We start from the raw sequence: 23,144 nt of genomic DNA on the forward strand, positions 1-23,144 counted from the left end.
TTCGGCAGCGTCAGATGGGTATAAGAGACAGGCGGTACTTCGTGCTCAGCCAGTACTACGTAGGCGAGGGCTCCGCCAACGAGGTCGCGATCTTCCGCGGGGTGCCGGGCAGTGTGCTCGGCATCCAGTTGCACCAGCAGGCCGAAGGCTCCTGCCCGCCGGGCGGCTCGATGTGCGACGTGCTCACCGTGCCGCAGCTGCAGCAGGACGCGCAGAACGCGGTGCGCAACGGCGTGAAGAAGGACAGCCTGCAGGCCGCCCGCGACTACATCAACAACTTCCTGCGGTACAAGACGCTCAAGGACTGCACTTCCCAGCAGACCGGCGGCGATCAGCAGCCGACCTCTGCGTCGGCCGGCGCGCAGGCGGGGAGGGACTGCTCGACAACCTCGCTCCTGCCGGGCGGCGGCGGTTGATGAGCCAGCCTTCACCGCCCGACGCGGCGTCGATCTACCAGACGAACCCGCAGCGAGAGCTCCCGACGCGGCGAGGGACCGAGCTGGCCATGCTCGGCTTCGCCGCGTTCATTGTGACCTGTGCCTTCGTCCTGGTCCAGGCCAATCAGGAGCAGGAGCTTTCGTTCTCCGTCATCTGGTACGGCCTGGCCTACCTGGGGCTGTTCGCGGTGGCGCACTTCGCGGTGCGCCGCTGGGCGCCCTACGCCGATCCGCTGATCCTGCCCAGCGTGGCCCTGCTCAACGGCCTCGGCCTGGTGATGATCTACCGGATCGACCTGGCGCTGGCCGAACGCGCCACGCAGAGCGGCGACACCTACAGTTCCGCCGCGCCGAAGCAGGTGCTGTTCACGGCGCTGGCGCTCGCCCTGTTCCTGGCGGTCCTGATCGTGGTGAAGGATCACCGGACGCTGACCCGCTACGGCTACATCGCGGGCATGGTGGGCCTGTTCGCGCTGATACTGCCCGCGATCCTGCCGAGCTCGCTGTCGGAGGTCAACGGCGCGAAGGTGTGGATCAAGCTTCCCGGAGTGTCCATCCAGCCCGGTGAGTTTGCCAAGATCCTGCTGATGGTGTTCTTCGCGTCCTTCCTGGTGGCCAAGCGCGACCTGTTCATGGTGGCGGGCCGCAAGCTGCTGGGCGTGGAACTGCCTCGTGCCCGTGACCTCGGTCCGATGCTGATCGCGGTGCTCGCGGCGGTCTGCATCCTGATGTTCGAAAAGGACCTCGGGCAGTCGCTGCTGCTCTTCGGCATCGTGCTCGTGATGATCTACGTGGCGACCGAGCGCGGTATCTGGGTGATCGTCGGCCTCGGGTTCTTCGTGGTCGGCTGTGTCATCGCGTACAACATGTTCACCCACGTCGAACAGCGTGTCGCCAACTGGATCGACCCGCTCGCCACCTACTACGACGCGGGCGGCGGGTACCAGATGGCCCAGGCCCTCTTCGGTCTGGGCACCGGCGGTGTGGGCGGCACCGGTCTCGGCGCGGGCAGGCCGGACATCGTGCCGGAGGCCAACAGCGACTTCATCACCGCCGGTCTCGGTGAGGAACTCGGCTTCATCGGGCTCGCCGCGATCCTGATGATGTACCTGATCCTGGCCACCCGCGGGATGCGCAGTGCCCTCGCGGTGCGCGACACCTTCGGCAAGCTGCTCGGCTGCGGCCTGTCCTTCGCGATCGTCATGCAGGTGTTCGTGATCGTCGGTGGCGTCACCAAGCTGATCCCGATGACCGGTATCACCACCCCCTTCCTGTCCTACGGCGGCTCTTCGCTGCTGGCCAACTACATCCTGGTGGCGCTGCTGCTCCGGATCTCCGACGCGGCCCGGCGGCCGGCGCAGAAACCGCGACCGCGCCCTCAGCAGCAGGCGCCGCTGGCGGAGGCGCACACGGTGCTGGTCCAGCGGCCGCCGGTGACCGGACCCGAAACGGGGACCCAGGCATGAACAAGCCCATGCGCCGCGTCGGCATCGCCATGCTGGTCATGGTGGTGCTGCTGCTGGCCAACATCACCTACATCCAGGTGGTCAAGGCCGACGACTACCGCACGGACTCCCGCAACCAGCGGGTGCTGCTCGACGAGTACGCGCGGCAGCGCGGCAGCATCGTGTCGCAGTTCGACGGCCAGGTGCTGGCCGACGTGACGGCCACCAACGACAAGCTCAAGTTCCAGCGCCGCTACCTCAACGGCCCGATGTACGCCCCGGCCACCGGGTACTACTCGGTCCGCTACGGATCGGCGGGGCTGGAGCGCGCCGAGGACGACATCCTCAACGGTTCCGACCCGCGCCTGTTCGTGCGCAGGCTGTCGGACATGGTCACCGGGCGGGACCCCCGCGGCGGGAACGTCCAGCTCACCATCAATCCGGTGGTCCAGCAGGCGTTGTACAACGCGATGACGTCCCACGGCTACACCGGTGCGGCCGTGGCGATGAACCCGAAGACCGGCGAGATCCTAGGCATGGTGTCCACGCCGTCCTACGACCCGAACCCGCTGACCTCGCATGACGGCACCGAGCAGCAGCAAGCCTGGAGCAACTACACCAAGGATCCGAAGAACCCGATGCTGAACCGGGCGATCTCGGAGACCTACCCGCCGGGCTCGACGTTCAAGCTCGTGGTCGCCGCGGCCGAACTGGAGAACGGCGCGAGCCCGGACACCCCGGTGAGCAACGCTCCGAACGTGACCCTGCCGGGGACGAGCACCACACTGGAGAACTACGGCGGCGAGGTCTGCCCCGGGACGACGTTCAAGGATGCGCTCGCGCACTCCTGCAACGTCCCGTTCGCCACCTTCGCCGGCCAGCTCGGCGCCGACAAGCTGCGCGCCACGGCCGCGAACTTCGGGATCGGCATGACGAACCTGACGATCCCGCAGAAGGTCGTCACCTCCAGCCTCGGTGACCTGGACTCGACCGCCGCGCTGTACCAGAGCGGCATCGGCCAGCGTGACGTCCGGCTGACCCCCCTGCAGGACTGCCTGCTCGCCGCGACCGTGGCCAACGGCGGGATGGCGATGAAGCCGCAGCTGGTCAAGAAGCTGCTCGCACCGGACCTGTCCGACCTGGAGGGCTTCACGCCCGAAGAGCTGACCGGCAAGCCGGCGCTGTCGGCCGCCAACGCCGAGATCCTCAAGCAGATGATGGAAGCCTCGGAGGACAACACCAAGGGCCTTGGCAAGCGAGCCGACATCAAGATCGCGTCGAAGACCGGTACCGCGGAGCACGGCACCGACCCGAAGAACACCCCGCCGCACGCCTGGTACACCGCGTTCGCGCCCGCCGACGCCCCGCAGATCGCGGTCGCCGTGGTCGTCGAGTCCGGCGGTAACCGGGGCCTGGAGGCCACCGGTGGCACGGTGGCCGCGGAGATCGGCCGGGCCGCGATCAACGCCCAGCTCGGGGGTGGATAGCGGATGCTGTCCACGGGTCAGCTGGTGGCCGAGCGTTATCGCTTGGTCAGCCGGATCGCCGTCGGTGGCATGGGCGAGGTCTGGCAGGCCAGCGATACCCGCCTGGACCGCACCGTCGCGGTGAAGGTGCTCAAGGCCGAACTGTCCGGAGACGCCGAATTCCTGCACCGCTTCCGCACCGAGGCGCGCACCACCGCGTCGCTGAACCATCCTGGAATCGCGGCGGTCCACGACTACGGTGAGAGCGTGGCCGACCCGGAGACCGGCAATGATCATTCCATCGCCTACCTGGTGATGGAACTGGTCGAGGGTGAGCCGCTCGCGGCGATCCTGGCCAGGGAGGTCAGGCTGCCCGCCGACCGTGTGCTGGATATCCTGGAACAGGCCGGCCACGCGCTGCAGGCCGCGCACGAACGCGGGTTGGTGCACCGCGACATCAAGCCCGGCAACATCCTGGTCACCCCGGGCGGGCGCGTGAAGATCACCGACTTCGGGATCGCCAAGGCGGCTCACGCGGCCCCGGTGACCCGCTCGGGCATGGTGATGGGCACCGCGCACTACATCGCGCCGGAGCAGGCGCTCGGCCACGACGCCGAGCCCGCGAGCGACGTGTACGCGCTGGCGGTGTGCGGCTACGAATGCCTGGCCGGCCATCGGCCGTTCCTGTCGGAGCATTCGGTGACGGTGGCCATGATGCACATCCGGGATCTGCCGCCGCCACTGCCGCCCGACGTCCCGCCGGGGGCAAGGGCCCTGGTCGAGACCACCCTGGTGAAGGATCCGCGTCTGCGTTATCAGAACGGTGGAGAGTTCGCGACCGCCGTGGCGGCGGTACGGGCGGGAAGGCCCTTGCCTGCCCCCTCGGGTCTGGTTCAGGCTTATCCCCCGAGCCCCCCGGCGGCCCCGATGGTGCCGGGGGGTCCGGTGGGGCCGGTGTCGCATCCGGCGATGCAACCGGTCGCCCCGCCACCCGGCGCGGTGCTGCCGATGCCGGTACCGCCTCGCCGCCGCAACCTCACGGCGCTGTGGGTGGTGCTCGCCGTGTTGGTGGTGGGCCTCATCGTGGCGGCGCTGGTGCTGTTGCCCGGGTGGCTGAAACACCAGTCCCCCGCCGACGGGCCGGGCCGGGTCGGCACCAGTGACACCTTGCGTGGCCGGGGGCAACCGCCTCCCACCGCACCGAGCAGCTACAGGGCATGATGAGTACATCTTGGACGGAAACGGTATGGAAGAGGCGACCTCAGTGCTCGCGGTGAGCACCACTCCCCGGGAGTGGGCCATCGGCGCCCGACGGCGTTCAGGGCTGGACCACCCGCACCCGCGTGCGCGTTTTGAACGATTCTGACGGAACGGAACGGCTTTCCCCGATGAGCGCACCCCAAGTTCTGTCCAACCGCTACGAGCTGGGCGACACGCTGGGCTACGGCGGCATGTCCGAGGTCCACCACGGCACCGACATCCGGCTCGGTCGCGAGGTGGCGGTGAAGATCCTGCGTGCGGACCTGGCACGGGACCCGCAGTTCCAGGAACGCTTCCGCCGCGAGGCCCAGAACGCGGCGGCACTGAACCACCCCGCGATCGTCGCGGTGTACGACACCGGTGAGGCGCAGACGGAGTTCGGTCCGCTGCCCTACATCGTGATGGAGTACGTCAGCGGCCGCACCCTGCGTGACATCGTCAAGACCGAGGGTCCGATGTCTCAGAAGCGCGCGATGGAGGTCATGGCCGACGTCTGTGCCGCGCTGGACTTCTCGCACCGCCACGGCATCGTGCACCGGGACGTCAAGCCCGCGAACGTGATGATCACCGACCACGGCGCGGTCAAGGTGATGGACTTCGGCATCGCACGGGCCATGCACGACGGCCAGGCCGCGATGACGCAGACGGCCGCGGTCATCGGCACCGCCCAGTACCTGTCGCCGGAACAGGCGCGGGGTGAGGGCGTGGACGCGCGGAGCGACGTCTACGCGGCGGGTTGCGTGCTCTACGAGCTGATCACCGGGGAGCCGCCGTTCACCGGTGATTCGCCGGTGGCGGTGGCCTACCAGCACGTCCGCGAGGACCCGAAGGCCCCGTCCTCGGTGAATCCGGCCGTCTCGCCCGAGCTGGACGCGATCGTGCTCAAGGCGCTGGCGAAGGGCCCGGCGAACCGGTACCAGTCGGCCGCCGAGATGCGCTCGGACATGGTGCGCGTGCTGTCCGGCCAGCGCCCGTCGGCGCCGATGGTGATGACCCCCGACGAGCGCACCCAGGTGATGGACGAGGGCGGCCCGGGGCACGCGGGGGACTACAAGGAGTACGCGGCCGCACCGGGGGACGACGCGAAGAAGCGACGGCGCGTCCGGCTGTGGACCGCCGCGATCTTCGGCGTCATCGCCCTCGGGCTGGTCGCGTTCATCCTGTGGATCAACAACGCCTTCGAGACGAAACCGGCCACCGCGGTCGTGCCCGACGTGCGCGGCCAGCAGACCAACGCCGCCGTGGACACCTTGCACAGCAAGGGTTTCAACAAGTTGACCCTGGTGCAGGTGGTCTGCAAGATGCAGCCCGACCACCAGCAGCCGTGCACCACCGAGGACGTGGGCAAGGCGCTTTCCACCGACCCGGCGGCCGGGGCTTCGGTGAACGTGACCACCGAGATCAAGCTGCGGGTCGCCAAGGCGCCCGGAAAGGTCGCGGTGCCGGACCTGACGAGCGCCCCGTACCGGACCGAAGCGGAGGCGCAGGCGATGCTCACCGCGGCCGGGCTCTACGCGGACCCGAACATCACCTACGTCGACGTCAGCGACCCGAACCTGTACGGCAAGGTCACCAAGCAGAACCCGGCGGCCAACTCGCAGGTCGACGAGGGCAGCACGGTGAGCCTCACGGTCGCCAACACCAAGAACATGATCGCGGTCACCGACTACACCGGTCAGCAGGTCAGCGTGGCCGAAGCCGGTCTGAAGGCGCTCGGGTTCAAGGTGCAGAAGCAGACGCAGGCCACGGCGGATCCCGCGGGCACCGTGGTCAACCAGAAGCCGAACGCCGGCCAGCAGCCCGAGGGCAGCACCGTCACGCTCTACGTGTCCGACGGTTCCCAGGCGCTGATCAGCATGCCCAACCTGGTCGGGAAGAGCCAGACGGACGCGGAGAACGCGCTGGCCCAGGCGGGCTGGACCGGGCAGCTGAGCTACCAGGTCGACAAGGTGACCAGCTCGAGCCAGCAGGGCCTGGTCACCCGGACCTCCCCGCCGGCCGGATCGCAGATCCAGAAGACCCAGGCGATCACCATCTACCTCGGTGAAACCGGCAGCGGTGGAAGCAGCAGTTCGAGCAGCACCAGTTCAAGCAGGGGAGGCTTCCTGCCTCCTCCTGGCGGCGGCGGCAACGGTGGCTGATCGGTCCTGAACGAGAAGGGCCAGGGCGAGCACGCCCTGGCCCTTCTCGTTTGTGCCTCAGGCCCGCCGCCGCAGCAGCGCGGTGACCACGGTGACGGCGATGATCGCCGTGATCAGCGAGCAGGCCAGTCCGGTCAACACCGTGCCGAGCACCGGGCCGGTGCCCGACATGGCGCGCAGCATCGGGTTGATCAGCGGCAGCCAGCGGAGCAGGAAGACCGCCATCAGCGCCGCCAGTGCGACGAGGACCGTGTAGCCGATGCGGGGCACGATCAGCCGGGAACAGGACAGGCCGACGGAGATCCCGGTCAGTGCCGCGGTGAGATGTGCGAGAGCCCCCACGCCCAGCGCGGCGGGGGCGAACCCCCTGAACACGATCGCCGACCACACCAGGGACACCACGGTCAGCCCGGCGCAACAGATCAGCACCGAAGCCGCCACGCCGCCGACCAGGCGGACCGGCCCGGCGTGGGTCAGCGTGATCAACCGCTGGACCGGATCCTCGGTGTCGACCAGTGCGATGGCCAGCCAGCAGGCGATCACCGTGAGCGCGCCGCACGACACTGCGTACTGCGGAATCTGCGGGGCCCCCCGGTCGGTGTAGAGCACGCCCATGACCAGGAGAAAGGCCAGCACGGGCGGCAGGTAGCGCTGCGAATGCCCCAGCAGGGCCAGCTGATAGCGGATCACCGGCCGCTCGGGCTTCCCGTGGCGGCGGTGCTGTCGTCGGCCGTGCTGTCGAGCTTGACCACGGACCATCCCCGCCGCAGTGCCGACAGCAACACCGCGTCCGACTGGTCCCGCGCCACGGTCAGTTCGACCTCCCCGACGCCCCCGACCTCCCCGGCTTTCCTGACCCACCTCGATCACCCCGGGCTCGTCCCGCCAGTCGTCGGCGCCCTCGCCGCGGAGGACGATCCGCACGGCCCGCTCGTCGCCGGGCGTGGGCGGTAGCGCCGGTCTCAGCGAGCCCGCGACGAGCCGGGACACGCGCGTCGCACAGGCGCGCGCATGATCCACCCGGTGCTCGGTGAAGACCACGGCCGCCCCGCGTTCGCGGCTCTCCGCGAGGAGCTCGGCGAGCACACCGTGCGCGGCGGGATCCAGCCCGGACCACGGCTCGTCCAGCACGAGCAGCTCGGGCTCGGTCAGCAGGGCCTGGGCGAGCGCGACCTTCTGGGCGTTCCCCTTGGACAGGCTGCGGATCGGGGCGCCGGGACCGCCCACGAGCGCGAGCCGGTCCAACAACTCGACGGCACGTCCGGACAGGTCACGGGCATGAGGCCCGCCGCGGATCCGGCCCAGGTGCCGCAGGTAGCTCACCGCGGTCATGCGGGTGGCGGCCGGAAAGCGGTCGGGCACGTACCCGACCGACGGGCTGCCCTCGACCGCTCCGGCGGAAGGCGCCGAGAGCCCGGCGAGAATGCGCAGCAGGGTGGACTTGCCCGAACCGTTGGTGCCGACCACGCCGAGCACCTCGCCGGGCCGGATCTCCAGGTTCACACCGGACAATACGTCCGGACCCGCGCCATAACGCTTTCCGACCGCGCGCAGCCGGAGCAGCGGGGTCATGCCACGGCGGTCTTGCGCAGTGCCTCGACCTCGGTGACCAGCGCGTCCACCACCGCCCGTGGCACCGGATGCCCGGCCCCGGCCATCCAGTTCGCCAGCATCAGGTGCCCTCGCTCGGTCAGCACGGATTCCGGGTGGAACTGCACCCCTTCCACCGGCAACTCCCGGTGCCGCATCGCCATCACCACTCCGGATTCGGTCCGGGCGGTGACCTCGAAGCAGTCCGGCACGGTCTCCGGCAGCACGGTCAGGGAGTGGTAACGGGTCGCGGTGAACGGATTGGGCAGGCCGGCCAGCACACCCTTATCCTCGTGGAAAACCAGGCTGGTCTTGCCGTGCAGGAGTTCGGGCGCACGGTCCACGGTGCCGCCCCAGGCGACTCCCATCGCCTGATGCCCGAGGCAGACACCGAGCACCGGGGTGCGGGTGTCGGCGCATCGGCGCACCACGTCGATGCTCTGACCCGCCCGCTCGGGCGTGCCCGGCCCCGGCGACACCAGGACGCCGTCGAACTCGGTGATGCGCTCGATGTCCACCTCGTCGTTGCGCCAGACGGTGCAGTCGGCACCGAGTTGGGCCAGGTACTGCACCAGGTTGTAGACGAAGCTGTCGTAGTTGTCGACGACGAGGACGCGCATGGCCACCAGACTACCGGGGCTTCCTCACTGCACCGAGACGTTATTGAACGGCAGCAGCGGGTCCAGCCACGGGAACACCACGAAGAGCAGCAGTGCCACCACGCCCGCGACCAGCACGATCGCCAGGAAGAGCTTCGCGGCCACCGGCCCGGGCAGGTGCCGCCAGATCCAGCCGTACATCTATCCCTCCCCGAGGGCTTGCAGCAACTGCGCGTAGGTCGCGCCGTTCCCCTTCGGGTACTGGTTGGTCAGCACCGCGTGCACGATGAGCCGCTGCCGGTCCGAGAACTGGGGGTGGCAGGTGGTCAGCGTGAGGAGCGCGACCTGCTGCGCGGGCGGCAGCAGGTCGGGGGCCCGGTGCGGCACCGGCGCGATCACCGTGACCTGGTCCGGGGTCACCACCTCGCGCCCCACGGTTTGGCCGTAGGGCCCGCCGTCCTGGGCGTTCGTCCGCAACGTGCTGACTCGCCGGCACTTCGGATCGCGCCCCTTGCCGGTGGCCCAGCCGGCGATCTCGTCGGCGTGCGGCAGCACGCGGTACACGAAGAAATCGGTCTGGGTCTCGATGACGATCGCGTCACAGGAACTCAGCAGGTCGAGGTCGTTGAACGGGGCGCCCTTGCCGACCCGGTGCCCGGCGACCGCGAAGTTGCCCGGCTCGCCGGGCAGTGCGGTGCCCTTGTAGTGCCCCGGCCCGACCTCCAGCGACTTTTCGTCGGTCCCCTGCTGAATGGTGAAGTGGTAGTCGGCGCCGAAGGTCGGGATGTAGATCTTGGCGAAGGCCTGGCCGTCGATCAGCTCGGGATGCAGTTCGCGCCCCTTGGCCCAGTCGCCTTCCAGCGTCGAGGCGGCATTGGCCTGCTTCTCGGCGGAGAACACGTCGGTCACGTACAGCTCGTAGACCACGAACAGCAGGATCACGAGGCCCGCCGTGATCAGCAGCTCGCCCAGGGTGCGCACGGTCTTCCTGCCACGGCCGGGCGACGACTTCGGCGGCGGTGCTTGCAGTATCGCCACGCGCGCTCCTCTCGTCAGCCCGCTTACGTTAACGTGTGGAGCCAGCGGTGGGTGCGCGCAAAGACGCTGTGCATCCCTAGTTCACCCGAGCGCGCGAGGTACCGATGCCCAAGTCGAAGGTCCGCAAGAAGACGGCGTACACCCCGCCTGCCGACCGGCGCACCCCGGTCAAGGTGCGCGCAGCGGGGCCGTCCCATCCGATCTACAAGATCGTCATGTTCGGGCTGATGCTGATCGGCCTGGCCTGGCTCGTGGTGAACTACATCGCCGCGGACAAGATCGGTTTCATGTCCGATCTCGGGAACTGGAACTTCGCGGTCGGCTTCGGGCTGATGATCACCGGTCTGATGATGACCATGCGATGGCGCTAACGGCCGCGGAAATTACTCCGAACGGCCTCTTGACGATGGATGACACGGTTGTAATTCATCCCCACTGTGGATAACCCCTGTGGATAACTACGCGGCACACTGGGCTCCACAGCCGGCTCTCGTCGCCCTCGGCTGGCTGGCCGCTGCCGCCGCGCTCACGGGCGCCGTGCTCTACGCCGACCCGCGAGGTGCCCTGCTGCTCGGCGTCGCCGCGATGGTGCTGCTGGCGCTGTCGGTGCACGGCTCGGTGGTCAGGCCCCGGCTCGCCGCCGACCCACGGGGCGTGCGCGTGCGCACCGCCCGCGGCGCTCATGAGTTCACCTGGCCGGAAACGCGGACCACGCTGCGCACCGCCAAACGCCTCGGCCGGGACAGCACCACGCTGGAGATCTCCGCGGGTGACCACCTGTTCATCTTCGGCAGGCTGGAACTGGGCGCCGATCCGCGCGAGGTGCTCGACGCACTGGCGAACCTGCGGGGCTGATCGGCTCCCGGTCAGCCGGGCGTGCAGACCAGTGCCGCCTGTGCGTCGGGCCCGCACACCACCCCGGCGAGCTGCGCGTCCCGGTGGACCACCAGCGCCACCGCGGCTGCCACCACCAGCAGCACCCCGGCGGTCTGCCACCCCACCCGGTTCTTCTTCGGGGCGTACACCAGCACCGCGATGACCACCAGGCCGGTGAGGAAACCGCCGAGGTGCCCCCAGATCGAAATCTGCGGCACCCTCAGCGTGATGACCGCGTTCAGCGCGACGGTGACGATGATCGGCATCGGGTTGAGCCGCATCCGGAGCACGACCACGAGAGCCCCGGCGAGCAGCCCGAAGATGGCCCCGGAAGCCCCGGCCGTCGCCCCGTTCGCATCACCGAAGGCGTACACCGCCGCAGCCCCGCCGAGCAACGAGACGAGGTACAGCACGAGGAACCGGGCCTTGCCGAGCAGCGGCTCCAGATCCCGCCCCAGCACCAGCAGCGCGACCATGTTCGACAGGATGTGCAACGGGCCGAAGTGCAGGAAGCCACTCGTGACCAGCCGCCACCACTGGTCCGCACCCGCGATCGCCCTCGGCCACAGCACCCAGTCCCCGAACAGGGTGGAGACCTGGTTGTCCACCAGGCTGTTCGCCTGGACCACGGTGACCACGAACGCGAGCAGGTTCAACCCGATCAGCACCGGGGTGACCACGGACGTCCCCGACGACCGCGCCCCGACGAGAGCCTGGGGCGACATCGGCCGGGCGGCCCGCGCCTGCCGGTGGTTCACCGCCGCGCAGTCGACGCAGTGGGAGCCGACGTCGGCCTCACGCAGGCAGTCGGGACAGGCAGGCCGGCCGCAGCGCGTGCAGCTCAGACCGGTCTGCCTGTTCGGGTGCCACCAGCAGCCCGGCAGGGCCGGTGCCGGGGGATGAGCGTTGGGAGGCTGGTTCACAATGCCTCCAAACTACCCGCCCGAAACGACTCAGCGCTCGATGTCGATCTTCTCGATGACCACTTCGTTGATCGGGCGGTCGGCCACCCCGGTGGCGGCGTTGGCGATCGAGTCGACGACCTGGCGCGACGCCTGGTCCGCGACCTCACCGAAGATCGTGTGCTTGAAGTTCAGGTGCGCGGTCGGCGCGACCGTGATGAAGAACTGGGAACCGTTCGTGCCCGGCCCCGCGTTCGCCATCGCCAGCAGGTACGGGCGGTTGAACTGCAGTTCCGGGTGGAACTCGTCGGCGAACCGGTAGCCGGGACCGCCACGGCCGGTGCCCGTCGGATCCCCACCCTGGATCATGAAGCCGGAGATCACCCGGTGGAAGACGGAACCGTCGTAGAAGGGCCCCGAGGAGTCCCCCTTGGCGTTGGGCTGGCTGTACTCCTTCGTGCCCTCCGCGAGGCCCACGAAGTTCTTCACCGTCTTGGGCGCGTGATCAGGGAAAAGGTTCAGCCGGATGTCCCCGTGGTTGGTGTGCAGCACCGCCTGGAGCTTGCCACCAACGAGGGATTCGTTGCTCTCACTCACGCCTCTCATCGTGCCATCCACAGCGCGATCGGCCGGAGACGGGCAGGATAGGGGACGGGGTAACCACCGGTTGAACAACGATTGACGAGGTGAAGGCCATGACCCGAGCAACGGACTCGGTCGGCGAGTCGGTCCGGACCGGCTTGCTGGGCCTGCGTAAACGCGCCGTCGAGGCGGGTAAGGCGGGGGCCGAGGCCACCGTCCGTGTCGCGCAGGTGGCCGCGGAGAGCACCGAAGGGGCCCGTAAGGAGGCGGCGAAGCGAAGCCGTCAGGCCACGGCGGACCTGGCCCGCAAGTCCGGCCAGACCCGCAAGGAGCTCGCCAAGGCAGGTAAGCAGGCGCGCAAGGAGGCAGCCGAACGGCTCGCCGAGATGCGCAAACCGGGCCGCAAGGCCCGCAAGGCCGCGCTACGGGCCGCCAAGGCGGCAGGGGAATCGAAGCGCAAGGCCAAGCGCGATTTCAAGATCGCGAAGAGGGACTTCAAGGCCGCACTGGCGGAGGCGAAGCTGGCGGCCAAGGGTGGCAGGCGCCGCCGCCGCTGGCCCTGGCTGCTGGGCATCGCCGTGCTCGCGGGCGGAGCGGCCTTCGCCGCCCTGCGCCCGAAGCCGCAGCCCCCGGTCGCGGCCGAGCCGCCACACACCGGCACGACGCCGAAGGCCGAGACAGCGCCGAGCGCGAACGGCCAGCAGACCGCACAGGCGGCGTCCTCGGCTCAGCACCGCAAGGCCTGAATCCGGCCGAGACAGTCTGAAGGCCACCATCGCGGCGGGTTCGCCGGGATGGTGGCCTTCGGACTGACGGGACCGGGATCAGGCGGTCGCCGCGTGCTTGTCGATCAGCTTGCCGAGGCGGGGAAGCGCTTCCTCGACGTTCTTCTTCCCGTTCGGGCGCAGCTTGCTGTAGACCTTCTTGATGCTGTCCCGGGAGGTCTGCTCCGCACGACCGTCGGTGACGCTGAGCAGCGCGTCCGCGGCCTCGTCACCGCGGCCCGCGAGGTAGCCACCGAAGTCGGTGCCACCCGTGGCCTTGTAGTCGGCGTAGAACGGCTCGAGGGAGGCAGCGAAATCGTCGAGCAGGCTGTCGACCGCCGAACCGATGATGCCCGGCTTGATCTTCTTGACGGCCGCGAAACCAGTCTTGATCACGGCACCCGAAACGCCGCCCTTGTCCGCGACCTCTTCGTCGACCAGGTTCTCCAGGTCGGCGACGACGGCCGGACGCCTGCCGGAGTCGAGCAGGATTGCCTTGAGGGTGTCAGCCACGGATGTTTCCTTCTTCGCTTTGGGGTACATGGATTTACCTGCGGCCCTTGGCACACCGACCCCGGGTGCTGGTCCTCCCCGGCCGCAGGTGGCGATCAGAGTAGTACAAGATCGATCGGACACTTCAGGCCGTCTGCGTTAGAGCCCCAGAGCGGAAATTGTTTGTTTCGTAACGGTTCTCGCCTTGACTGTCTGCATCTGGTCGGTGGTGACCACGACCGCCGTGCCCTGCTTCGCGACCGCGTACACCGCACCCCCGTCCATCTGCTGGTATCCGCCCTGCCAGCCGGGGGGATCGGTCGCGGGATTGCTGGTGTCCACGGGCGCCACGTGGTCCACCAGAGCGGTGGCCACGGCCGGTTCGCCGACGTAGATCCGCACGGTCAGCTGGAGCTTTCCCGCGCGGTCGTAGAAGAAGCACGCCGGGTGGGGCCGGTCGGCGGAGAGCTTCACCACCGACACCCGCTGCCCGTTGGCCTGAGCGGCGAAGTCGGTGGCGAGGTAGGGGCATGGAGCGGCGGCCACCGGCTGCGGATCGGGCGGCAGCGCAGGGGCGGCCGAGGTGGTGGTGGTGGCCGGCGGCGGCGCGCTGGACGAGGACGGCTTGGCGACCGGCGCGGGGTGCTGGGAGCAGCCGACCGCGCCCAGGCCGGTGACCAGGGTGAAGGTTGCGAGAACGAGCACGACTCGACGCATCGGGCACAGTGAACCACGCCCCAAGTCACTGGACTATTGGTCCAGATATCCGACATACTGTCCAAGTGACCTTGACTCTCGACGACGTCCGGGCCGCCGCCCTGCGGCTGACCGGCCAAGCGCACCGGACTCCCGTGCTCACCTCCCGCACCCTGGACGAGCGGGCTGGCGCCGAAGTCTTCCTAAAGTGTGAAAACTTTCAGCGGATCGGGGCGTTCAAGTTCCGTGGCGCCTACAACGCGCTGTCGCAGCTCTCCCCGGAGCAGCTCGCGCGCGGGGTTTGCGCCTATTCCTCGGGCAACCACGCGCAGGCCGTCGCGCTGGCCGCATCGCTGCTGGGCACCAAGGCGACCATCCTGATGCCGATCGACGCGCCGGAGTCCAAGGTCGAAGCCGTGCGCGGGTACGGCGCGGACATCCGCCGGTTCGACCGGTACACCGAGGACCGGGCCGCCCTCGCCGCGGACCTGGCCGAGCAGCACGGTTTCACCATCGTCCCGCCCTACGACCACCCGGCCGTGATCGCCGGCCAGGGCACCGCCGCACTGGAGTTCGTCGACGAGACCGGACGGCTGGACGCGATGCTCGTCCCGATGGGCGGCGGCGGGCTGATGGCGGGCAGCGCCATCGCCACCACCTCGCTGTTCCCGGACACGGCGATGATCGGTGTCGAACCGGCCGCGGGTGACGACCACCAGCGCTCCTTCGCGGCCGGGGAACGGGTCGACATCGGGGTTCCCCAGACCATCGCGGACGGCCTGGCCGCGCCCACCCCCGGCGAACTGACCTTCGAGATCAACCGGCGGCTGGTCGGCGAGGTCGCCACGGTCACCGACGACGAGATCCGCGACGCGATGCGCTTCCTGTTCGACCGGATGAAGATCGTCGTCGAGCCCAGCGGCGCGGTCGGCGTGGCGGCGCTGCTGGCGGGGAAGGTCCGCCTCCCCGGCCGCCGGATCGGCGTACTCCTCTCCGGCGGGAACATCGCCACCGAGCGGTTCTGCCTGCTCCTCGGCTGACCCCTAGCGGCTCGGGAGGCCGAAGGAGTTCCAGGGCGGCTCGGGTGAAGGCGTCGCGTCGGCGTCGGTCATCGGTTTCGCCCTCCCCCGGAACGTGATCAGGTCCTCGCCCGCCACGCAGCGGGCGGGGAACGCCGCCGAGGCCGCCCGAGCGGCCACCGCGGCGACCGGCAGTTCGACGGGCGACGCGGCCAGCACCACGTTGCCGAAACGGCGGCCCCGCAACACGCCCGGCTCGGCCAGCAGCAGCGCGTGCGGGAACACCGCCGTCACGGTGGCGACGGTGCGGCGGGTGAACACCAGGCCGGGCCCATCCGCGATATTGATCAGGTAGGTGCCCGCCGGTCGCAGCACTCTCGCCACGTCCGTGGTGAACTCGACGGTGGCGAGCCCGCCGGGCATGCGGGCGCGCTGGAACACGTCGGCCACCACGAGATCGGCGGAATTGTCGCGCCGGGTGGCCAGCCCCTCCCTGCCGTCGGAGATCCGCACTCGCAGCTGAGGCACGGAGCGCAGGTCGAGCTGCTCGCGCACGAGCTCGATCAGCGGGCCGTCGGCGTCGAAGACCAGTTGCCGCGAGCCGGGCCGGGTCTCGGCGACGTAGCGGGGCAGCGTGCAGCCGGCGCCCCCGAGATGGACCGCTTCCAGCGGTCCCTCCCGGAGACAGTCGACGACATCGCCCATGCGCCGCACGTAGTCGAATTCCAGGTGCGTCGGATCGTCGAGGTCGACGTAGGACTGTGCGATCCCGTCGACACTGAGCAGCCACCCGCCGGGCCGGTCGGCATCGGCCAGCAACTCGGCCGTACCGAAGCGCACCGGATACTTCCCCGGCACCGGTTCACCGCCCTTGCGCCGCTTCGCCACGCTACGGACCCGTCACGCCGTCGACCTGTTCCCTCAACAGGTCCGCATGTCCGTTGTGCCGGGCGTACTCCCCGATCATGTGCTGGTAGATCATGCGCAACGAGAACGGCTCGCCGCGGTGGTCGAACGTGTCGTCCAGCGAGGCGTCCGCGACGGCCTCGTCGGCCAGACGCCACTCCTCGCGATACCGCGCGTAGTCGGCCTCGGCCCGCTCGGGGTCCAGATCGTCGAAATCGGCGTCCTTGCCCTTGGCCGGGTCGTACATCGGCGGCAGTTCCTGCCCCGAGAACCGCTCACGGAACCAGATCCGCTCGACCTTCGCCAGGTGACGGATCAGGCCGAGCAGCGACAGGCTCGACGGCGGTACGGACCGCTGAGCGAGCTGCTCACCGGTCAACCCGGCGCATTTGGCCAGCAGGGTCTCGCGTTGGAAGGTCAGGTAACCGGTCAGCAGGGTCCGTTCGGGCGCGCTGGTCGAGCCGCCCGCGCGAACCACCTCAGGGGCAGTCCATGTCATGGGCAAAGCATGCCTGGCACCGATCATCACACGGCACCTCGGTCGGCTTCCCGCCGCCGCGCGCGGGGCACGAACACGACGGTCAGCAGGATCACGACCAGCGGCAGCAGGCTGACCACGGCCATGGTGATCCGGACCGCGTTCGAGTAGTCCACGCCCAGCGTCAGGCCCTGCATCTGCTGCACGAGGTTCGGGTTGTAACCGGTGTTCCCGGGACTGTTCGCCATCGCGGCCGTCACCGCATCCACATCGTGCCGGGCCTGTTGCGCGGACAGCGCGCGGGACTCGGCGTCGGCCAGCCACTGCCGCTGGAACAGCAGGTTGATCAGCAGGATGTAGACCGTCGGCCCCAGCGCGTACCCGATCATCCCGAAGGTCGGCTGCACGGCGGTCACCGCGCCCGCCTTTTCGGGCGGGGCATGGGACATCACGATGTCCGAGGCCGGGGTGGAGGTGAGGAAACAGCCGAGGTTACCGAGCCAGGTGATGAGCACCAGGAGCCAGACCGCCATCGTCGGTGTGGTCGTGGCGGCCTGCACCAGTCCGGCCGTGGTGAGCGCGATCAAGCCCACGAGCAGCACGGGCCGTGCGCCGTACCGGGCGATCAGCCGCCCGGTGAGCACACTGACCGCGGCCAGTACCAGGGTGCCCGGCAGGTACAGCTGCCCGATCGCCCTCGCGGACAGGTTCAGGACGTTCCCGCCGAACTGGCTCAGCACCACGCTGAACCCGGCGGACAGGAAGTTGAGGGTCAGCGCCGACACCACGGCGATCACGAAGGGGGCGATGCGGAACAGGCTCAGGTCCAGCGCCGGCCGCGGGGTCCGCAGCTCCTGGATCACGAACAGGGTGAGCGCGACGGCGGCGACCAGCAGCGGTCCCCACGCCTGGACGGTGAACCCGTTCTGGATCTCACCGACGCCGAAGACAAGGCACAGCAGGGCACAGCCGAAGAGGACGACGCCGAGGACGTCGAAGCCCGCACCGCGCCGGACTGGAGGTTCGGCCACGTGGCGGATGGTGAGCATGAGGCCGCCCAGCGCCAGCACCGGCGTGACCAGGAACAGGTACCGCCAGCCCAGCGCGGCGACCAGTTGCCCGCCGATCAGCGGCGTCACACCGAACAGGAAGGCGTCGGTGGCCATGAAGACGCCCAGCGCTATCGGGCGTATCTCGTCGGGTATCGACACCCTCAGCAACGCCAGCGACAGGCCGAGCAGTGCGGTGAGCGCCAACCCGTCCAGGAAGCGCGCCATCAGCAGGAACCAGTACGTCGGGGACACCGCCCCCAGCAGTTGGGCGAAGACGTTGAGGGCGAACCCGAACAGCAGCAGGCGTTTGAGCCCGAACCGGTCGCCGAGGTTCCCGATCGCCAGCACCGCGGCGGCGATGACCAGCGTCGCAAGTCCGCTGAGGAACCCCAGCTTGTCGCTGGGCACGGCCAGGCCGTGACTGACCTCGGTCAGGTTGAGGCTGAGCATCAGCGGGTCGACGGCGGTGATGGCGAAGGCGAGGCCCAGCCCCAGTACCTGGGCCAACTGCGCCCAGGTCAGCCGGGCGCGGCGCTGCCTGGTCCGGACTGCCGCTGGCATGGCCTCATCGTCACACGGGAGAACGGCCACCGCCGGGCGGTCAGGCTGCAGAGGATCGCCCGTGATTCCCGTGCGGCCATCGGCCACCGGCTTCAGCCGCGCTTGACCAACTCGTCCTGGTACTCCGACGGTGCCCCTCCGGTCCAGGGCATGACCTGGCCGAACCGGACGAGTTCGCCGTACTGCTTCGGGTCGATTTCCTTGGCGAACACCAGGTCGAGCAGGGCGCGAGCGGCCTGCTCCGGGGTCTGCGCCTGGCTGAAGTCGTCGAACCACGGCCGCGACGCGGCGGTATCGATGAGGCCGGGACAGACCGCAGCGATCAGCGTGCCGTCCGTGAGATCGCGCTCGCGGCGCTGCGCCGCGACCGCCCGCACGGCCGCGACCTGGGCCACCTTGGACGGGACGTTGATCCACGCCGGCCAGCCCAGCGATTCGGCGGTGCCGTCGTGGATGGCCTTGAGCCAGGCTTCGACGACCTGCTCGACCCGGTCGAGGGTGGCGCCTTCGAAAAGGTGGTGCAGCCGGGGATCGAGCCTGCCCAGCATGCCCAGGGAGCTGGCGACCACGAGCAGCCTGCCCCCGGGCCGCAGCACCGGCCCGAAAGACCGCAGGATCGCGTGCGTGCCGCCGTTGGCCACCGCGACGAAGGCGTCGGCCTGCTCGGCCTGCGACCGGTCGGGGGTGATCCGGGCCGACGCGTTCGACAGGACGATGTCCACCCCGCCGTAGGCCCGTTCGAGTTCGGCGGCCATGCGTGCCACCGCGTCCGCGTCGCTGACGTCGAGCACCCGGCCCTCGACCCGGCTCTTCGTGCCGGGGGCGTTCGCGACGAGTGCGGCGGCGTCGGCGACCCGCCGTTCATCGCGTCCGGTGAGCAGAACCAGGTCCTCGGGCCCCAGCCCGGCCGCCAACCCCTCGGCGAGTGCGAAACCGAGCCCCTGGTTGGCCCCGGTGACCAGGGCGATGCGTTGCGCTGTCATGACTTCAGGTTAGGAACATCGCGGCCATGCGAACAGCGAAAGTTTCTCAGCGCTGGTATGCGTAAGTTTCATGGACTTGGCCGATGTCTCACCCGGCGCACTGCGGGTGTTCCGCGAGGTGACGGAACGGGGCACGCTCACCGCGGCCGCGGCCGCACTGGGCTACACCCAGTCCGCCGTCTCCCGGCAGATCTCGGCACTGGAACGGGCGGCGCGGGTGCGGTTGCTGGAGCGACGGCATGACGGCGTCCAGTTGACCGAAGCGGGGCACATCCTGCTGCGGCACGCCACGATCGTGCTGGACCAGCTGGATGCCGCGGCCCGCGAACTGGCCGGCCTGCCCGCGCGGGCCGGTACGGTCCGGCTCGGCTGGTTCGCCAGCGCGGGTGCCTTCCTCGTCCCCGCAGCACTCGCGACGCTGCGCCGCACCGATCCGGCCATCACCGTGGTGACCCGCGAAGGCAGCACGCCAGCCCTCGCCCGCGCGCTGCGGACGGGCACGCTGGACCTCGCCGTGCTGGCGTCCGGACCACCGTTCCGCCCGCTCGACACGGAGTCGCCACCGCTGGAGTTGCGGACGCTCACCGAACGTCCGCTGTGCGTCGCGGTCCCCGCGACGCATCCGCTCGCGCGGGCCGAAGCGGTCACCGTTGCGGAACTGCGCGGTCAGCGCTGGATCGCCGCACCGTCCGGAAAGGACGAGCTGATGGGCATGTGGCCGGGCCTGGACGATCGACCGGAAGTCGTCCACACGGCACGGGACTGGCTCGCGAAACTGCATCTCGTCGCCGCCGGTTGCGGCGTGACCACGGTGCCGGCGGGCCTCGCCTCCGCGGCCCCGGCAGGGGTGCGGATCCTGCCCGTGCACGGCGGCCCGGTCGAACAGCGCCGCGTCGTCCTCGCCCGGCTCCCGCAACCGCCCACGGAGGCCGTGAACCGGCTCGCCGACGCCCTCCACCGCGCCGCGGCCGAGGTGTTCGCGGGGAAATAGTTTCCGAAACCCTGCCATGCCGTGGCAGGGTTCGCGGCGATCGTCGTCGGCATGAAGACAGATCTCACGAACAAGGTGGCACTGGTGGCCGGGGGTACCCGGGGCGCGAGCAGGGCGATCGCGGTGGAGCTCGGCAGGAACGGGGCGACCGTCTACGTGACGGGACGTTCCTCCGGGGGGCAGCGGTCCGAAGTGAACCGGACCGAGACCATCGAGGAGACCGCCGAACTGGTCCGGCAGGCGGGCGGAACATCGGTCGCACTGCGGGTCGACCACCTGGACCCCGAGCAGGTGCGGGGCCTCGCCGAGCGCATCGACGGCGACCACGGCGGGCTGGACATCCTGGTGGACGGTGTGTGGGGCGGCGACCACCACATGGCATGGGGGCAGCCGGTGTGGGAGCACTCGCTGGAGGCGAGCCTGCGCATGCTCCACCTCGGGATCGACGCCCATCTGATCACCGCTCACCACCTGCTGCCGCTGGTGATCCGCAAACCGGGCGGCCTCGTGGTGGAGATGACCGACGGCACGGCCGAATACAACGCCCAGTACCGCAAGGGAACCACGTTGGCGTTCTACCTGGCGAAGGCCACGGCACACTACCTCGCCATCGGCGAAGCGGCCGAGATGGAGGTTCACGGGTGCACGGCGGTGGCCATGACCCCGGGCTGGCTGCGCTCGGAGGCCATGCTCGAAATCTTCGGCGTGCGCGAGGAAAACTGGCGTGACGCGACGGCCAAGGAACCGGACTTCGCCATCTCGGAGACACCGGCCTTCGTCGGGCGTACCGTCGCCGCACTGGCCGGGGATCCGGACAAGGCGCGCTTTTCAGGGCAGACCCTGAGCAGTGGTCAGCTCGCGAAGGTCTACGGGATCACCGATGTCGACGGCAGCCGTCCGGACGCCTGGCGCTACATCGCCGAGGTGTCGGGCACCGACCGGGCGGGAGACACCACCGGTTACCGGTGACGCTCCACCATCCGCCGTGCGAGGTCCGCGAACGCGGCCCGCACGGCGGGTGGTGCGACGACCTCGACCTCCGGCCCCAGCCCGAGCAGTTGCGCGGCCGCGATCTCCGGTGTCTCCAACGCCAGTTCCACCTCGGTCCACCCGTCGGCACCCGGCGGACCGGCCTGCTCCAGCGCCTCCGCCGCGAGACCGGCACCGATGACCGAGGGCAGCGCGCGCAGGCCACCGGGACTGAGCCGGACCCGCACCGCCGTTCTGGCCAGCTCACGCTCGAACCGCGCCGACGAACGCTCCCACCAGCTCACGAGCTCGAACCCGGGTGGCCGGTCGAACCGCTCGTCGAGTTCCTCGACCGCCTCGATCCGCCCGGCACGGTAGGTGCGCACCTCCTCCCCGACGGCCGCGACGAGGTACCACACCCCGGCCTTGAGCACGAGTCCCAACGGCTCCAGCACCCGCTCGACGGTCCGATCCCCGCGCCCGTAGGTGACGCGCACGCGCCGCTGCTCCCACACCGCACGGGCGACCGCCGCCAGGTGCTCGGCGTCGTCTTCGCGTCGGAACCAGCCGGGCGCGTCGAGATGGAACCGTTGTGCCAGATGCTGTGCCTGCTCACGCAACGGGGCGGGCAGCGTCGCCGAAAGCTTCGCGTGTGCCGCCGACATCGCCGTGCCCAGCCCCAGTTCCGCCAGTGCTCGCGGCACCCCCATCGCGAAGATCGCGACCGCCTCCCGGGAGGTGAGCCCGTCGAGCCGGGTGCGCCAGCCCTCCACGAGCCGCACTCCCCCGTACCGCCCCGGCTCCGTCCACAAGGGAACGCCCGACGCCTGCAACGCCGCCACGTCACGATGCATCGTCCGCTCGGACACCCCGAGTGCCTTCGCCAGTTCGGCGATCGTCGCGCTGCGGCGGCTCTGCAAGACGAACAGCAAAGCCACCAGTCGTTCCGCCCGCATCTTCCCGATCCTGCCGCAGACGGGAATCTCCCGGATGGTCTGTTCCTTTCACCTGGCGTGTCTGTGAACGACGAAAACAACCGCGACTTCCTCTTCCTGCTGGGCAGCGCCCGCACCGGTGGCAACACCGAGCATCTGGCCCGGCGGGCCGCCGAAAAGCTGCCGCCGGGTGCCGACCAGCGATGGCTGCGGCTCCGCGACCTCCCACTACCCGCCTTCGAAGACATCCGGCATGGCAGCGACGGTGTCTACCCTCAGCCCACCGGACACGCGAAAACCCTGCTCGACGCCACCCTGGAAACCACCGACCTCGTCATCGCCTCGCCGCTGTACTGGTACAGCGTCAGCGCGAGCGTGAAGCTGTATCTCGACTACTGGGCGGGCTGGATGCGCGTGCCCGGCCTGGATTTCCGCAGCCGGATGGCAGGCAAAACGCTGTGGGCGATCACCGCGCTCAGCGAGGAAGACCCCGCCAAGGCGAGCCCATTGGTCGACACCCTGCGCAGCACCGCCGACTACCTCGGCATGCACTGGGGTGGCGCACTCCTCGGCTACGCCAACCGCCCTGGTGACATCTGGCGAGACGGCAAAGCCCTGTCGAAGGCCGACTCGTTCTTCACCAGCGACTACTTCCGTCCAAATTAGGCGTAGCTGCCGTACACCCGTTGTCCGAACTTCTGCCGCAGCCGCGAGGAGGCGCCATCGGCGGGCGGTCGCCACCGTTCCTCGACAGTGGTGCCCGCCACGACGATCACAAAGCCGGCCAGACAGGACACCATCACTGCGACCGCCGACACCGCCGCACGCCATGACAAGCGGCGTGCGGCGCCTCAATGTACGAAGCGCCTGATCAGGCCACGCTGGGTCGGGAGAAACACATGCCGTGGGGCTGTGGGGGCTCGGCCCTCACAGCAGAACGGGACATCGGGTCGATGGCCAAC

The 23,144-nt window shown here is 69.5% G+C and carries 25 protein-coding genes and 2 pseudogenes; 12 read left to right on the forward strand and 15 right to left on the reverse strand.

The window, feature by feature from the left end:
• From FNH05_RS04040 to pknB, 5 genes and pseudogenes are all read left to right on the forward strand, one after another.
• Positions 1–416 (forward strand): annotated as a pseudogene (locus tag FNH05_RS04040) (protein phosphatase); the annotation flags it as partial.
• Positions 416–1,903 carry an FtsW/RodA/SpoVE family cell cycle protein gene (locus tag FNH05_RS04045; RefSeq protein WP_144585906.1) on the forward strand — a complete coding sequence of 496 codons (1,488 nt, stop codon included), beginning with the start codon at positions 416–418 and terminating at the stop codon, positions 1,901–1,903. The pseudogene FNH05_RS04040 and the gene FNH05_RS04045, both read left to right, overlap by 1 nt.
• Positions 1,900–3,369, forward strand: a complete 1,470-nt coding sequence (locus FNH05_RS04050; protein WP_144585907.1) for a peptidoglycan D,D-transpeptidase FtsI family protein — start codon at positions 1,900–1,902, stop codon at positions 3,367–3,369. The genes FNH05_RS04045 and FNH05_RS04050 overlap by 4 nt, the downstream gene beginning before the upstream one ends.
• Positions 3,370–3,372: 3 nt before the next feature.
• Complete coding sequence (locus FNH05_RS04055) at positions 3,373–4,569, forward strand: serine/threonine-protein kinase (protein WP_144585908.1); 1,197 nt, start codon at positions 3,373–3,375, stop codon at positions 4,567–4,569.
• Positions 4,570–4,736: 167 nt separating this feature from the next.
• Positions 4,737–6,749 carry a Stk1 family PASTA domain-containing Ser/Thr kinase gene (gene pknB / locus FNH05_RS04060; RefSeq protein WP_144585909.1) on the forward strand — a complete coding sequence of 671 codons (2,013 nt, stop codon included), beginning with the start codon at positions 4,737–4,739 and terminating at the stop codon, positions 6,747–6,749.
• Positions 6,750–6,806: 57 nt separating this feature from the next.
• Here pknB and FNH05_RS04065 read toward each other — a convergent pair whose 3' ends face one another.
• From FNH05_RS04065 to FNH05_RS04080, 5 genes and pseudogenes are all read right to left on the reverse strand, one after another.
• Positions 6,807–7,439, reverse strand: coding sequence for a hypothetical protein (locus FNH05_RS04065; RefSeq protein WP_144585910.1), 633 nt, complete (start codon positions 7,437–7,439; stop codon positions 6,807–6,809).
• Positions 7,436–8,321, reverse strand: a pseudogene (locus FNH05_RS04070) (ATP-binding cassette domain-containing protein). Before FNH05_RS04070 ends, FNH05_RS04065 begins: the two are co-directional and overlap by 4 nt.
• Positions 8,318–8,959 carry an aminodeoxychorismate/anthranilate synthase component II gene (locus FNH05_RS04075; RefSeq protein ID WP_144585911.1) on the reverse strand — a complete coding sequence of 214 codons (642 nt, stop codon included), beginning with the start codon at positions 8,957–8,959 and terminating at the stop codon, positions 8,318–8,320. The pseudogene FNH05_RS04070 and the gene FNH05_RS04075 overlap by 4 nt, the downstream one beginning before the upstream one ends.
• Positions 8,960–8,983: 24 nt before the next feature.
• Entirely contained in the window at positions 8,984–9,139 is a 156-nt protein-coding gene (locus FNH05_RS37810; protein WP_186382367.1) for a hypothetical protein, read from the reverse strand.
• Positions 9,140–9,976 carry a class E sortase gene (locus FNH05_RS04080; RefSeq protein WP_144585912.1) on the reverse strand — a complete coding sequence of 279 codons (837 nt, stop codon included), beginning with the start codon at positions 9,974–9,976 and terminating at the stop codon, positions 9,140–9,142.
• 104 nt (positions 9,977–10,080) lie between these two features.
• Between FNH05_RS04080 and crgA the strand changes: the two genes are divergently transcribed.
• Both crgA and FNH05_RS04090 read left to right on the forward strand, forming a co-directional pair.
• On the forward strand, positions 10,081–10,347 hold the full coding sequence (gene crgA, locus FNH05_RS04085) for a cell division protein CrgA (protein WP_144585913.1): 267 nt from the start codon (positions 10,081–10,083) through the stop codon (positions 10,345–10,347).
• Between the two features lie 79 nt (positions 10,348–10,426).
• Positions 10,427–10,831 (forward strand): PH domain-containing protein, encoded by a 405-nt coding sequence (locus FNH05_RS04090; protein ID WP_144585914.1) that lies wholly within the window; start codon positions 10,427–10,429, stop codon positions 10,829–10,831.
• Positions 10,832–10,842: 11 nt separating this feature from the next.
• On the opposite strand, the gene FNH05_RS04095 is transcribed toward FNH05_RS04090, so the two are convergent.
• Positions 10,843–11,775, reverse strand: a complete 933-nt coding sequence (locus FNH05_RS04095) for a rhomboid family intramembrane serine protease (RefSeq protein WP_144585915.1) — start codon at positions 11,773–11,775, stop codon at positions 10,843–10,845.
• A gap of 30 nt (positions 11,776–11,805) precedes the next feature.
• Positions 11,806–12,360, reverse strand: a complete 555-nt coding sequence (locus FNH05_RS04100; protein ID WP_144585916.1) for a peptidylprolyl isomerase — start codon at positions 12,358–12,360, stop codon at positions 11,806–11,808.
• A gap of 89 nt (positions 12,361–12,449) precedes the next feature.
• Between FNH05_RS04100 and FNH05_RS04105 the strand changes: the two genes are divergently transcribed.
• Positions 12,450–13,082 (forward strand): hypothetical protein, encoded by a 633-nt coding sequence (locus FNH05_RS04105; protein WP_144585917.1) that lies wholly within the window; start codon positions 12,450–12,452, stop codon positions 13,080–13,082.
• Positions 13,083–13,160: 78 nt separating this feature from the next.
• Here FNH05_RS04105 and FNH05_RS04110 read toward each other — a convergent pair whose 3' ends face one another.
• The gene (locus FNH05_RS04110; protein WP_144585918.1) at positions 13,161–13,613 is read right to left on the reverse strand and encodes a DUF6918 family protein; all 453 of its coding nucleotides are present in this window, start codon (positions 13,611–13,613) and stop codon (positions 13,161–13,163) included.
• Positions 13,614–13,751: 138 nt separating this feature from the next.
• Positions 13,752–14,309, reverse strand: a complete 558-nt coding sequence (locus FNH05_RS04115; protein ID WP_144585919.1) for a DUF2020 domain-containing protein — start codon at positions 14,307–14,309, stop codon at positions 13,752–13,754.
• Between the two features lie 65 nt (positions 14,310–14,374).
• Here FNH05_RS04115 and FNH05_RS04120 point away from each other — a divergent pair, with 65 nt between their 5' ends.
• Entirely contained in the window at positions 14,375–15,328 is a 954-nt protein-coding gene (locus FNH05_RS04120; protein WP_222426517.1) for a threo-3-hydroxy-L-aspartate ammonia-lyase, read from the forward strand.
• 3 nt (positions 15,329–15,331) lie between these two features.
• On the opposite strand, the gene FNH05_RS04125 is transcribed toward FNH05_RS04120, so the two are convergent.
• The 4 genes from FNH05_RS04125 to FNH05_RS04140 all read right to left on the reverse strand — a co-directional run bounded on the left by FNH05_RS04125 (position 15,332) and on the right by FNH05_RS04140 (position 19,287).
• Complete coding sequence (locus FNH05_RS04125; RefSeq protein WP_246127514.1) at positions 15,332–16,195, reverse strand: spermidine synthase; 864 nt, start codon at positions 16,193–16,195, stop codon at positions 15,332–15,334.
• 1 nt (position 16,196) lies between these two features.
• A complete protein-coding gene (locus tag FNH05_RS04130; RefSeq protein WP_144585920.1) occupies positions 16,197–16,712 on the reverse strand; it encodes a DinB family protein in 516 nt (171 codons plus the stop codon).
• A gap of 26 nt (positions 16,713–16,738) precedes the next feature.
• Positions 16,739–18,304: an MFS transporter gene (locus FNH05_RS04135; RefSeq protein ID WP_144585921.1), complete on the reverse strand. Its 1,566-nt coding sequence runs from the start codon at positions 18,302–18,304 to the stop codon at positions 16,739–16,741.
• Positions 18,305–18,396: 92 nt separating this feature from the next.
• Positions 18,397–19,287 (reverse strand): SDR family NAD(P)-dependent oxidoreductase, encoded by an 891-nt coding sequence (locus FNH05_RS04140; protein WP_144585922.1) that lies wholly within the window; start codon positions 19,285–19,287, stop codon positions 18,397–18,399.
• A 70-nt stretch (positions 19,288–19,357) separates the two neighbouring features.
• On the opposite strand from FNH05_RS04140, the gene FNH05_RS04145 reads away from it, so the two are divergent.
• The gene (locus FNH05_RS04145; protein ID WP_144585923.1) at positions 19,358–20,278 is read left to right on the forward strand and encodes a LysR family transcriptional regulator; all 921 of its coding nucleotides are present in this window, start codon (positions 19,358–19,360) and stop codon (positions 20,276–20,278) included.
• 51 nt (positions 20,279–20,329) lie between these two features.
• Positions 20,330–21,247 carry an SDR family oxidoreductase gene (locus FNH05_RS04150; RefSeq protein ID WP_144585924.1) on the forward strand — a complete coding sequence of 306 codons (918 nt, stop codon included), beginning with the start codon at positions 20,330–20,332 and terminating at the stop codon, positions 21,245–21,247.
• Here FNH05_RS04150 and FNH05_RS04155 read toward each other — a convergent pair.
• Positions 21,238–22,203, reverse strand: a complete 966-nt coding sequence (locus tag FNH05_RS04155) for a helix-turn-helix transcriptional regulator (protein WP_144585925.1) — start codon at positions 22,201–22,203, stop codon at positions 21,238–21,240. The two genes, FNH05_RS04150 and FNH05_RS04155, sit on opposite strands and share 10 nt — an antisense overlap.
• A gap of 57 nt (positions 22,204–22,260) precedes the next feature.
• Between FNH05_RS04155 and FNH05_RS04160 the strand changes: the two genes are divergently transcribed.
• Positions 22,261–22,848: a flavodoxin family protein gene (locus FNH05_RS04160; RefSeq protein WP_246127516.1), complete on the forward strand. Its 588-nt coding sequence runs from the start codon at positions 22,261–22,263 to the stop codon at positions 22,846–22,848.
• On the opposite strand, the gene FNH05_RS37815 is transcribed toward FNH05_RS04160, so the two are convergent.
• The gene (locus FNH05_RS37815) at positions 22,845–23,000 is read right to left on the reverse strand and encodes a hypothetical protein (protein ID WP_186382368.1); all 156 of its coding nucleotides are present in this window, start codon (positions 22,998–23,000) and stop codon (positions 22,845–22,847) included. The genes FNH05_RS04160 and FNH05_RS37815 overlap by 4 nt on opposite strands.
• Positions 23,001–23,144: the final 144 nt, after the last annotated feature.

It is taken from the genome of Amycolatopsis rhizosphaerae (assembly GCF_007713715.1).
Lineage (GTDB): Bacteria > Actinomycetota > Actinomycetes > Mycobacteriales > Pseudonocardiaceae > Amycolatopsis_E > Amycolatopsis_E rhizosphaerae.